This window comes from Peptoniphilus phoceensis, assembly GCF_001517665.2.
GTDB lineage: Bacteria > Bacillota > Clostridia > Tissierellales > Peptoniphilaceae > Peptoniphilus_A > Peptoniphilus_A timonensis.
Map to the genome: position 1 here is coordinate 90,406 of NZ_LN999809.1, position 12,788 is coordinate 103,193.

At 31.8% G+C, this 12,788-nt stretch carries 13 protein-coding genes; all 13 read left to right on the top strand.

Translation table 11 applies throughout. The annotated features are described in order from the left end of the window. Positions 1-379: 379 nt before the first annotated feature. The 13 genes from BN3657_RS04670 to BN3657_RS04730 all read left to right on the top strand — a co-directional run bounded on the left by BN3657_RS04670 (position 380) and on the right by BN3657_RS04730 (position 12,787). Entirely contained in the window at positions 380-2,230 is a 1,851-nt protein-coding gene (locus BN3657_RS04670; protein ID WP_062551964.1) for an LTA synthase family protein, read from the top strand. Between the two features lie 7 nt (positions 2,231-2,237). Then, positions 2,238-3,422 carry a M20 family metallopeptidase gene (locus tag BN3657_RS04675; RefSeq protein ID WP_062551965.1) on the top strand — a complete coding sequence of 395 codons (1,185 nt, stop codon included), beginning with the start codon at positions 2,238-2,240 and terminating at the stop codon, positions 3,420-3,422. A 69-nt stretch (positions 3,423-3,491) separates the two neighbouring features. After that, a complete protein-coding gene (locus BN3657_RS04680) occupies positions 3,492-4,547 on the top strand; it encodes an L-threonylcarbamoyladenylate synthase (RefSeq protein WP_062551966.1) in 1,056 nt (351 codons plus the stop codon). A gap of 8 nt (positions 4,548-4,555) precedes the next feature. After that, entirely contained in the window at positions 4,556-4,987 is a 432-nt protein-coding gene (gene rpiB, locus BN3657_RS04685; RefSeq protein WP_062551967.1) for a ribose 5-phosphate isomerase B, read from the top strand. 1 nt (position 4,988) lies between these two features. Then, positions 4,989-5,615: a uracil phosphoribosyltransferase gene (upp, locus tag BN3657_RS04690; RefSeq protein ID WP_019137925.1), complete on the top strand. Its 627-nt coding sequence runs from the start codon at positions 4,989-4,991 to the stop codon at positions 5,613-5,615. Between the two features lie 9 nt (positions 5,616-5,624). Then, positions 5,625-6,653: a glycosyltransferase family 4 protein gene (locus tag BN3657_RS04695; protein WP_062551968.1), complete on the top strand. Its 1,029-nt coding sequence runs from the start codon at positions 5,625-5,627 to the stop codon at positions 6,651-6,653. Position 6,654: 1 nt separating this feature from the next. After that, the gene (gene wecB / locus BN3657_RS04700) at positions 6,655-7,758 is read left to right on the top strand and encodes a non-hydrolyzing UDP-N-acetylglucosamine 2-epimerase (protein ID WP_062551969.1); all 1,104 of its coding nucleotides are present in this window, start codon (positions 6,655-6,657) and stop codon (positions 7,756-7,758) included. 173 nt (positions 7,759-7,931) lie between these two features. Then, positions 7,932-9,119, top strand: coding sequence for an acetyl-CoA C-acetyltransferase (locus BN3657_RS04705; protein WP_062551970.1), 1,188 nt, complete (start codon positions 7,932-7,934; stop codon positions 9,117-9,119). A gap of 6 nt (positions 9,120-9,125) precedes the next feature. Further along, on the top strand, positions 9,126-9,902 hold the full coding sequence (locus BN3657_RS04710; protein WP_062551971.1) for an enoyl-CoA hydratase-related protein: 777 nt from the start codon (positions 9,126-9,128) through the stop codon (positions 9,900-9,902). 13 nt (positions 9,903-9,915) lie between these two features. Further along, entirely contained in the window at positions 9,916-10,752 is an 837-nt protein-coding gene (locus BN3657_RS04715; protein ID WP_062551972.1) for a 3-hydroxyacyl-CoA dehydrogenase family protein, read from the top strand. A gap of 58 nt (positions 10,753-10,810) precedes the next feature. Then, positions 10,811-11,098, top strand: coding sequence for a hypothetical protein (locus BN3657_RS04720; RefSeq protein WP_062551973.1), 288 nt, complete (start codon positions 10,811-10,813; stop codon positions 11,096-11,098). Between the two features lie 237 nt (positions 11,099-11,335). Continuing rightward, positions 11,336-12,172 carry a DUF2599 domain-containing protein gene (locus BN3657_RS04725; RefSeq protein ID WP_062551974.1) on the top strand — a complete coding sequence of 279 codons (837 nt, stop codon included), beginning with the start codon at positions 11,336-11,338 and terminating at the stop codon, positions 12,170-12,172. Positions 12,173-12,196: 24 nt separating this feature from the next. Then, entirely contained in the window at positions 12,197-12,787 is a 591-nt protein-coding gene (locus BN3657_RS04730) for a thioredoxin domain-containing protein (protein WP_019137931.1), read from the top strand. The last annotated feature ends 1 nt before the right edge of the window (position 12,788 follow it).

Below are 12,788 nucleotides of genomic sequence, written 5' to 3' on the forward strand. Positions count from 1 at the left end.
CCATAACTCCTAAGATTAATAATAAAATTATACCAATCTTCACTCTGAAAAGAGAAATTAAGGCTGCTTAGGCAGTCTTTTTTTGTTGGACTTTTAATTTAAAACTTGTTAAGAAATCTAATTAAAAAATGTTTTATGTTTAATCTAATTGAATTGAAAAAATTTTTACATATAATAAATAAATATCTTTGAAAAGCATCTTAAAAAATAAATTAAAAATAAGATGATATAAAGATAAATTGGCTGAAAAATGAAATTTTAAAAATGATTAGTCTTAGATAAATTAAAACAAATACTTAAAAAAATATTTACCAAAAATTTACAAAAACTCCCTAAAATTTACAGAATATTATATAATTGAAAATTAGAAGGTGATTTTATGTTTAATAAAGATGAATATAAGGAAGTAAGATCTTTTGATTTTTCAGATATAGTAATTCACGCTCTTTATGGTCTTTTAATAACTTTTGCTATGTTATTACTTGCTCCAGGAGATGCTGCAATTCTAGATAAAATTATAAGGAGTCCTTTAGTTATACTTTTAAATTTTATACCAATTTTTTTATTGGGAATTTTGCTTCAAGGTATTTTTGGAAGAAGAAGTGTCAGTCTTATCATTAATTCGATTTTTTATCTTGTGATTTTCACAGTTAATAGGACAAAGGTGATTTATAGGAATGCACCTCTTAGGATTTCAGATTTAAGGCTTGTTCTTGAGGCAGTAAATATGTCAAAAAATTCTTTTGCACCAGATGTGTATGGCCTTGTAGTTTGTATAATAGGGCTTATATTTTTAATTTTACTTGCCCTAGTTTTTAAAAGTGAAAAATTAAGGATAAAGGACAGGTTAATAGCTATTGTAACAGTTATTTTATCATCTCTTCTTTTATTTAATTTTGTATACACAAAAGATTCTCTTTACTACAAACTTCCCCTAAAGGGAAATTCTTTTAATTTAATTGACCAATTTAACTCTAAGGGATTTAATTACACTTTTTTATTTTACTTAGAAAAGTCTTTTGTGAAGGCACCAGAAGGCTACAGTGAAAAGGAAATAAAAGAAAGAGATGTTTTGGATCAAAGTGAAAATATTGAAGCTATAAAAAATATGGAAAGACCAAATATAATTTGGATAATGGGAGAGGCTTTTACAGATCTATCTCAAGATCCACACTTTACATTTGTGCCAGAAAATGACCCCAACAAAAATTTAAAAATGCTTCAAAAAAATTCTATTATGCATGGAAGAATTGTGACTCCTTCTTTTGGTGGAGGAACTGGAGATACTGAATTTGATGTCTTGACAGGAACTCTTACAATTAACTGTGCTCCAGATGAAAGTTTTGCCTTTAATGCCATAAAAAGAGATGTTGGTTCAATGCCAAATCTTCTAAAATCAATTGGCTATAAAACTATGGCTTTTCACCCTGGTTATGCTTGGTTTTATGGAAGACAAAATGTTTATCCAAAACTTGGACTTGACGATAATTTCTTTTTAGAAGATATTGAAAATCCAATTAACAAGGGTGATTATTTGTCAGAAGAACAATTTACAGAAATTTATATAAATAGATTTTTGGAAGCAATAAAAAATTCTGATGATCCAGTTTTTTCTTATGCTGTTGATATTCAAAATCACGGACCATATTTTTATGATAAATATGGAGAAAATCTTCCCTATGAATGTAGCGTAAATTTATCAGAAGAAGCTGCAAATAATTTTGGTTCTTATTTCTTGGGAGTTAAGGATATGGACAATATGTTGGGCGCAGTCTACAAGATGATGAATGAAATTGACGAGCCAACTATTATGGTATTTTATGGTGACCATTTGCCAGGACTAGGAAGTGATCCTTCTGCCTTTGATGAAATTGGAATTAAGCTTTCTCACGAAAATCTTGAAAAGGAAATAGAGTTTTATTCAACGCCTTATGTGATTCTTGCAAATGAAAAGGGCAGGGCACTTATGAATAGGGACAATGTTGAAGTGAGAGATGGAAATGCTGTTTCTGCTAACTATCTTTCATCTATGGTATTGGATATGTTAAACTACAATAAAGTGGATAATTTCTTTATATACAATTCGGAAGTGAGAAAAAGGATTCCAATTATTTCGAGAAATTTTATCTTTGATGGAGTAAACACTTATCCAAGAAATGATGCCAAGGGTGATACTAAGGCTTATTATGATGATTATAGGAGATATGAATACTACAGGATAAATAAGTAGGTGAATTATGGAAAATATTTTAAAAATTGTTGAAGAAATTTCAGAGGATTTGGATGAACTTAGAAAATTTATTTATGACAATCCAGAAATTGGCTTTGAAGAATATAAATCCTCAAAAGCTCACATAGACTTATTAAAAAAATATGGATTTGAAATAGAGTGTCCTTATCTTGGGTGTGAAACTTCTTTTAAGGCAGTTTATGATTCAAAAAAAGAAGGAAGGACTATTTCTTATCTTGCAGAATATGATGCTCTTCCAGGAATTGGACACGGCTGTGGACACAATGTATTAGGTGCCACTGCAAGTGGTGCTGGGATTGTTTTATCAAAAATGATTGATGAAATAGGTGGAAAAGTAATTGTCTTTGGAACTGCTGCAGAAGAAGTTGGTGGAACAAAGATTGAACTTGCAAGATCAAAGGAACTCCAAGATGTAGATGTTGCTATTGAAATGCATCCAGGGGATAAAAATGCTTTAACTCCAAATTCTCTTGCCCTTGCAACTAGAAGATTTGAATTTTTTGGAAAAACAGCTCACGCATCAGATTCACCTCATGAAGGTATAAATGCACTTGATGCTCAAATAATTTTATTTTCTGCCATAAATGCCCTAAGACAAGAAACAAAAGATGGATCAAGAATTCATGGGATAATAAAAGATGGCGGAAAAGCTGCAAATGTAATTCCTGATTACACTGATTCAAGATTTTATGCAAGAAGTCCTGAAAAGAAATACCTTTTGGAAATTTTAGAAAAAATCGAAAACTGTGCAAAGGGAGCCGCTCTTGCAACAGGATGCCAAGTAAAAATTTCTGAATATGAAAAGGGAAATGACAATACTGTTAGAAATATAGCCTTCAACGAAGTTTTAAAAGAAAAAATGGAAAAATATTTTGATGAAGAGATTAAGGATATAGAATTAAATTCTGGTTCAACTGATGCAGGGGATATTTCTCATGAAGTGCCAACTCTTCATGGTTACTTTAAAATAGCAGAAGAAGGAACTCCATCTCATACAGTGGAATTTAGGGATGCGACTATGACGGACTATGCCTTTAATCAAATGAAGAAGACTATTGCGGCAATTGTTGAAGTTGGAATAGAAATTTTAGAAAATGACGAAGCATATGAAAAAATATGTAAAGAATTTAAAGAAAGTGTAAAAAGCGGTAAAATTATACCCCACAAATAATTAAATAAGGATTAGCTATTAAAAAACGCCTCTCTTCTTGGTATAATATTAAGGATAGAGGTGTTTTTTTTGAAAACAGACATAATTAAATTTAAAGGTAATGTAAAAGATAAGATCTATCTTAAAAAAATAAGCGAAACTTTAAAGGATGGAGGTCTTGTTGTCCTACCCACAGAAACAGTTTATGGACTTGGTGGCAATGGATTAAATAAGAGGACTTGTAAAAAAATATATGAAGCCAAGGGAAGACCTAGTGACAATCCCTTAATTCTTCACATTGCAGAAAATTCTCAACTTGATAATTTAGTTGCAGAAATTCCTGAAGTTGCAAAAAAATGTATTGAAAAGTTTTGGCCAGGACCACTTACAATTATTTTCAAGAGATCAGACATAATACCAGATGAAGCTACAGGTGGACTTGACACAGTTGCTATAAGAGAGCCAAACAATAAAATTGCCCACGATATTTTAAAAGCTGTAGACTTTCCCGTGGCAGCACCTTCAGCAAATTTATCTGGCAGACCTTCTCCAACAAAGGTTGAACATGTAATAGAAGACCTTGATGGAAGAGTTGATATAATAGTAGATGGTGGTCACTCTGTAGTTGGAATTGAATCCACAGTTTTAGATGTTACGGTAGATCCACCAATGATTTTAAGACCAGGCAAGATAACTCTTGAAGATCTTAAAGAAGTTGATGAAAATATAACTATTGATACAGCAACAATTGATTCAAAAAGTGAAAAAGTGCCTAAGTCCCCGGGACAAAAATATAGACACTATGCTCCCAAGGCAGATGCAATTTGTTTTGGAGGAAGCCTTGATAAACTTGTAAATGAAATCAAGAAAAATATTGATGAAAATAAGGGCAAAAAAATTGCAGTTCTTGCAACTGAAGAAACTTTTGATGAATATAAGGATAAAGACATCAAATTACTTATTAATCTTGGATCAAGAGAACATCTTGAAGAAGTTGCAACAAATTTATTTGACGCTCTTAGAAGATGTGATGAAGAAGATGTGGACATAATCTTTGCAGAAGGTTTTGAACTAAGAGGAATGGGTCTTAGTATTATGAACAGACTCTTGAAGGCTTGCGGTGGCAAAGTCGTCATGAGAATTTAGGAGGAAATATGAAAATAGCAATAGGATCTGACCACGCAGGTTTTTATTTAAAAAAAGATTTAATAGAATACTTAGAAGAAAAAAATATAGAAGTAAAGGATATGGGACCCTTTGATGATTCTAGAGTAGATTATCCTGACTTTGGTCACGCAGTTGGTCATGCAGTAATAGATGATGATTTAGATTTTGGAATTGTTATTTGCGGTTCTGGAATAGGAATTTCTATTTCTGCTAATAAAGTTAAAGGAATAAGAGCAGCTCTTTGCTCTGAACCTTATTCTGCAAGACTTGCAAGACGCCACAATGATGCAAATGTTTTGGCAATGGGTGCAAGACTTATAGGTCATGATATGGCAATAGAAATAGTAGAAGCCTTCTTAGATGAAGAATTTGAAGGTGGAAGACATATTAATAGAGTAAATAAAATCGAGGAGGACTAATATGGGACTAACTATAATAAAACATCCCCTAATTGATCACAAGATGACAATATTAAGAAGAAAAGAAACTAGCTCCATGGAATTTAGACAAATTGTCACTGAAATTGCAACATTAATGGGTTATGAAGTTACAAGAGATTTGGAAACTGAAGAAATTGAAATAGAAACACCTATTGGAAAAACTACTGGAAGAGTAATTTCTGGAAAGAAAATAGGAATTGTACCAATTTTAAGAGCAGGTCTTGGCATGGTAGAAGGTTTACTTACGATTGTTCCAGCAGCTAGAGTTGGACATATAGGTATGTATCGTGATCCAGAAACTCATAAGCCAGTTACTTATTATTCAAAATTACCAAAAGACGTAGCATCAAGACAAATGATAATAGTAGATCCAATGCTTGCAACTGGTGGATCACTTATTGAAGCTATAGATGAATTAAAGAGAAACGGTGCAACTAACATTAAATCAATAAATCTTTTAGCAGCACCAGAAGGAGTTAAGGCAGTTGAGGAAGCTCACCCAGATGTAGAAATTTATCTTGCAGCTCTTGATGAAAAATTAAATGATGACAAATATATTGTACCTGGACTAGGTGATGCAGGAGACAGATTATTTGGAACGAAGTAAGAGGTTAATATGTATAAATATTTAGTACCCTTTTTGGCAGCTTTTGTGATTACATTTTTGCAAATGCCCTTTACTATAAAGTTTGCTAAAAAGAAGGGTTTTTTAGATGTGCCAAAGGACAACAGGCGTGTCCACAAAAAGCCTATACCAGTGGGTGGTGGTATTGCCATGGTAATATCTGTGTCTATACTTATGCTTTTCTTTTTACCCATTAATAAGGGACTTATAATGACTCTTATTGCTTCTCTTATCATTGCCATATCTGGACTTTATGATGACAAAAAGGGTTTAAGTCCAAAACTAAAATTTATTTTTCAAATTTTAGCAGCAGTGATTTTAATAATTGCTGGAATGAAAATTGAATTTGTAACAAATCCTTTTGACTCAAATGATGCCCTACTTATTTTAAACATGCTATCTATACCAGTAACTATATTTTGGGTGTGCGGTATAACTAATACAATAAATTTAATTGATGGTCTTGATGGATTGGCATCAGGAGTTTCTATGATATGTGCAATTTCAATGTTTTTTATAACTTATAATATGGGAAGATATGACGTCAGTCTTGTGTGTGCTTTAGTAGCTGGAGCTTGTCTAGGATTTTTACCCTTTAACTTTAATCCAGCAAAAATCTTTATGGGAGATACTGGAGCACTTTACTTAGGTTTTATGCTTTCATATATAAGTATATCTGGCTTCTTAAAACAAGCTGCCATACTTATGATATTTGTGCCAGTTTTAATTTTAGGAGTCCCAGTATTTGACACAGCCTTTGCTATGGTAAGAAGAAAATTATCAGGAAAATCTATGGTGGAAGCAGACAAGGGTCATCTTCATCACAGATTATTAAAAATGGGCTTAAATCAAAGGCAGACAGTTGTAATTCTTTACTCTATATCTGCAATATTTGGCTTACTTGCAAATTTAATTTCAAAATTCCACTCATCTATTGCCCTAGTAATCTCTATTGGAGTAATAGTTCTTATATTGGCAACAGGAGTGGCAGCAGGTATGTTAAAAAATAAGGAGGAATAAATTGAAGGTATTATTTGTATTTGGTACAAGACCTGAAGGCATAAAAATGGCACCTATTATAAAAGAAGTTCAAAAAAGAGATAAATTTCAGTGCTATACTTGTGTCACAGGTCAACATAGAGAAATGTTGGACCAAGTGCTAGAAATTTTTGATATAAAACCAGACTACGATTTAAATATTTTTAAAAAGGGACAATCCCTTACAGATGTAACTACAAAGACTCTTCTTGGTCTTGAAGAAATTTTAGATGAATTAAAACCAGACATACTACTTGTTCAAGGAGATACAACAACAGTATTTGCTGCAGCCTTAGCTGCTTTTTATAAAAAAATAAAAATTGGACATGTAGAAGCGGGACTTAGATCAGGTAATTTGTATTCGCCTTATCCAGAAGAGGCAAATAGAAAGCTCACTGGTGTAATTTCCAACTACCATTTCGCACCAACTAAGTCAAATAAAAAAAATCTATTAGAAGAAGGTTATGATGAAAAAAATATTTTCATTACTGGAAATACTGTAATTGATGCACTGAAGTATTCAGTTAAAGAAGATTTTGTATTTGACGATGAAATTTTGAACAATTTAGATTATAATAGAGATGTAGTGTTACTTACTGCACATAGGAGAGAAAATTGGGGCAAGCCAATGGAAGATATTTTCAGTGCCATAAGACAAGTAGTTATGGAAAGGGAAAATCTCGAAGTTGTCTTTCCAAGACATTTAAATCCTATAGTAAGGGAAGCTGCTGAAAAGTATTTCGCTGATTTAGACAGAGTTCATTTAATTGAGCCTCTTTCTTACCTTCCTTTTTCAAATCTAATGGCAAGGGTAAAATTTGTCGTTACAGACTCAGGAGGAGTTCAGGAAGAAGCACCTGCTCTTGGCAAACCTGTTCTTGTTCTTAGAAATGAAACAGAAAGAATGGAGGGAGTGGAGGCCAATACAGCAAAACTTGTGGGTACTGATTCACAAGATGTTTATGAAAGTATAGTTAGCTTATTAGATAATAAGGACCTATATGATGAAATGGCAAAGGCTGTAAATCCTTATGGGGATGGTCATGCAGCCGAAAAAATTGTGGATGTACTTGAAGAAATGATTTAATTTTAGGATATTAAATCTCGTTAACTTGGGTAAAAGTAAATTAGCAAGTCTTTTAAGCAAAAGTTGAAAATATTTAAAAATAATATTTTGACTCAAACAACTTGTACAAATCAAAGGGAGAAATTGTTTTAAACTAGTGGTTTATTCCACAAGTTACTATTAAGGAGGAAAAAATGGAAGATAGAATTGTTATAGCATCAGCTGCCAGAACAGCTGTAGGTGATTTTGGTGGTCAATTTAAAACTGTTCCAGCTGTAGAACTTGGAGTAGTAGCAGTAAAAGAAGCTTTAAAAAGAGCAAATGTAAAAGAAGATATGGTTGATGAAGCTTATATTGGTAATGTTCTTCAAGCAGCTCAAGGACAAAACGTTGCAAGACAAGTTGTTCTTGGAGCAGGAATTGATATAAAAACTCCAGCTGTTACTATTAACGCTGTATGTGGATCAGGTCTTCGTGCAGTAAGTTTAGCAGCTCAAGTTATTAAAGCAGGAGATGCTGAAATCGTACTTGCTGGTGGTACTGAATCAATGTCAATGGCACCATACGCTCTTACTAACGAAAGATGGGGAGCAAGAATGGGAGACAAAAAAGTTGTTGACACAATGATTAAAGACGGTCTTTGGGATGCTTTCAACGACTACCACATGGGTATCACAGCTGAAAACGTAGCTGAAAAATACGGAATTACAAGAGAAATGCAAGATGAACTTGCAGCTAGATCTCAAAACAACGCTCAAAAAGCTAGAGATGAAGGAAGATTTAAAGACGAAATCGTACCTGTAGAAGTTAAAGACAGAAAAGGTAATGTAACTGTAGTTGACACTGACGAACACATTAGAGAAGGCGTAACTCCAGAAAGTCTTGCTAAACTTAGACCAGCTTTCAAAAAAGATGGTGGTACAGTAACAGCAGGTAACGCATCTGGAATTAACGACGGTGCAGCTATGCTTGTACTAATGAAAGAATCAAAAGCTAAAGAACTTGGAGTAGAACCTCTTGCATATATTATTTCTTATGCAACAGCTGGTGTTGATCCTAAGATTATGGGTACTGGACCTATTCCTTCTTCTACTAAGGCTCTTAAACTTGCAGGACTTAAAGCAGAAGATCTTGACCTAATTGAAGCTAACGAAGCTTTCGCAGCTCAAGCATGTGCAGTTAATAAAGAAATGGGATTTGACATAGAAAAAGTTAACGTAAATGGTGGAGCAATTGCTATTGGTCACCCTATTGGAGCAAGTGGAGCTAGAATCTTAACTACTTTATTATTTGAAATGCAAAAGAGAGATTCTAAGAAAGGTCTTGCTACACTTTGTATAGGTGGAGGAATGGGAACTGCTCTTATCGTAGGAAGGGACTAATCTAGAATGGATTACAAATTTCTAAAAATAGAAGAAAAAGCTAATGGAGTAATTCTTATAACACTTAGTAGAGAAAAGAGCTTAAATGCTCTTAACTCTGCTATGTTAAAAGAACTTCACCACTTCTTTTCAAATGTGTGTGATGAAGTAAGATGCATCATAATAACAGGAGCAGGAAAATCCTTTGTTGCAGGTGCCGATATTGCAGAAATGGCAAACTTCACAGCAAGTGAAGCCTATGACTTTGCAAAACTTGGAATGGATACATTCATGGAAATTGAAAAATGTAGAGTTCCAGTAATTGCAGCTGTAAATGGATTTGCCCTAGGTGGTGGATGTGAAATCTCTATCGCTTGTGATATTAGACTTGCATCAAATAAAGCAAAATTTGGTCAACCAGAAGTTGGTTTAGGAATCACACCAGGATTTGGTGGAACTCAAAGACTATCAAGATTAGTTGGTCCAGGTTATGCAAAAGAACTTATTTACACAACAGAAATGATTGGTGCTGACAAGGCTTACCAAATTGGACTAGTAAATCATGTTTACGAACCAGAAGAATTACTAGACAAGGCTGTTGAAATGGCAAATAAAATTGCATCACACGCTCCTAAAGCTGTTGAATATGCTAAGCAATCTATTATCAATGGATCACAAACTGATATTGATACAGCTATGCAAATTGAAAAAACTCACTTTGGCCTATGTTTTGCAACTAATGACCAAAAAGAAGGTATGAGTGCATTTTTAAATAAGAGAAAAACTGAATTTAAAGGGGAATAAAAGGGAGATAATTATGAAAATAGCAGTAATTGGATCAGGTACTATGGGAGCAGGTATTGCTCAAGTACTTGCAACTCATCACGAAGTAATTGTTAGAGACATTGCACCAGAAGCATTAGAAAATGCTAAGAAAAAAATCGAAAAAGGTTATGAAAAAAATGTTTCTAAAGAAAGAATGACAAAAGAAGAAATGGATAAGGCTCTTGGCAACCTAAAATACTCAAGCGACATCGAAGATGTAGTTGATTGCGACCTTATCATTGAAGCAGCAACTGAAAATCCAAAAATTAAAAAAGCTATATTTACAGAATTATGTGAAAAATGCGATGCAAAAACTGTTCTCGCATCAAACACTTCATCTCTTTCAATAACTGACATTGGTGCAGCTACAAAAAGACCTGAAAAAGTAATTGGTATGCACTTCTTCAACCCAGTTCCAGCAATGAAACTTGTTGAAGTAATTTCTGGAAAGAAAACAGATCCAAAAGTTAAGGATATGATAATCGAACTTTCTAAAGAAATTGGAAAAACTCCAGTAGAAGTTGACGAAGCTCCTGGTTTCGTTGTAAATAGAATTTTAATTCCTATGATTAACGAAGCAATTGGAATTTACGCAGAAGGCATTGCATCTGTTGAAGATATTGACACAGCAATGCAACTTGGTGCAAACCACCCAATGGGACCTCTAGCACTAGGAGATTTAGTAGGACTTGATGTTGTACTTGCAATTATGGAAGTTCTTTACACAGAATTTGGAGATCCTAAGTACAGACCACACCCACTTCTAAAGAAAATGGTTAGAGCAGGTCTACTTGGAAGAAAAACTGGCGAAGGATTCTACAAATATTAATTATTTGAGAAAAATTAGGGGAAGGCGAGAGCCTTCTCTTTTTTTATAAGGTGATGAGATGAAAAATATAAAAATAAAATATTTCATTATTTCAATTTTAATTTTATCCACTTTAATATTATTTTTAATTTTTGGAATTCCAAAAGAAGAGCCTATCACAAAAATCAAAAGTGGATATGGAAGAATTTTCCCAGAAAAAATTACATATAAGGAGAAAAAAGCTTTAATAGAATATAAAATAGATTTAAAATTAAAGGAAAATAGTATAAAAAAAGATCCAAATTCAGATAAGTATTACGCAGAATACAGCGGTACAATAAGACCAGAATCTTTTACTTTTAAATAAAGTTTGCACAAAAGTTAACTGACAATAATTTATAAGCAGTTATAATATAATTAAAGAAACTATAAATTTTCATTCAAATAGCTTCATTAATAATTTATTTTAGATTTAAAAAATCACATAATTTTTAACAAAAGATTTAAATATAAATGGCTGATAAATTTATGATTTAATATAAATTATTTTGTATACAAAATAGAGAAGGTTTTAGTTATTTTTTTGAGAATTAGGAGGTAAATTGTGAAAAAGATTATTTTATGTTTAACTTTAATTGCTATTTCAACTGGGTTTATTATACCAACTTTTGCTGAGACAGAAAAAAGTGAGGATACTTTTAGGGAATGTTATCACAAAAATTTTAGCTATGTAAATAAAGTAGAATTTTCTGATTTTATTATAAAGAATATAGATGGTCATTTATTAGATAATTCAACAATCTTGTCAAATGATGATTCTTTTAGTAATGAATTAACTATAGAAAAGAATTTAAATAGTGATGAAGAAAAATCCCTAGAATATGATATGGATTTTAAGTCAGAATGCAAAATTATTTTTCCTGAAAGTGTAAAGGAGGATGGTAAATTAAATAATGATGGTTCCTATATTATTAAATCAGATAATAGAAATGTTGGGCTTATTACTAATCTGAGTGCCATAGATTCAAATGGACAAAAATTAAAAATAGTAACTAGGAAAATTGGAAAAAGGATACAACATAGTTTTATTAATGAAGGGGAAGTTATATATCCAGTAAAAATTACAGTGGGAATAAGTCAAGTTGTTGCAGGAAATTACTATAACTATTTTAGCGATGGATATTGGCAACATAGGACTGAAGGAGTTTCATTGTCACTATATCCAAGAAAAACATTTTATTTAGATTCAACTTTAGAAGATGCTTGGACGGAAGTTGTATATATGCATCGTTCTAGTCCGAATTGGAGTAACGAAAGAGGTATGTATAAACAATTTAAGTGTCATAATATGTATGCTGCGGACAAAAGACCGTGGAATTTAGAACCATGGAGACCAAATGTTTCTATGAGTCAAACTATATTAGCAGGTTGCAATCCTTAACATTGACATTATATCGAGGTTAATATGAATAGAATTAATAAGAGTAAAATATTTTTATCATATGCTTATGGAATACTAATAATATTAATTGCTTATAATATCTATTTAAATGGTTATTTGAGGGATTATTCAATTTATAATTTAAAATTATTTTATAGATTAAATTTATTAATATTTCCTTCTATTATTCTCTTATATTTATTTTTAAAGTATAATTATAAAAAATTAAAATTGATACTTTGTTTATTATTTGTATTTCTATTTTTTCTAAACTTATCTATATTTAATCAAGCAAAAAAAGAGATTATAGAATACGAATATGGTACGATAAATTCACTTAAGCTTATAAGATTAAACAAAAGCTATGTAGGAAAAATATATTTTTACAGAGATGATTGCCCTGCTTGTAAAAATCTTACAGAAAAAATAAAAGTATATAATAAAAAAAGAGAAGAGAAAATTTTAATGTATAATACTAATAGTGATTTAAAAAACAAAAATAAAATAATTAAAAAATATAACATTTCCACTGTTCCTACTGTAGTAAATATTGATAAATATGGTAATGTAAAAGATATTACTGCGGAAATTATTAAAAGTATACTTAGTATATAGG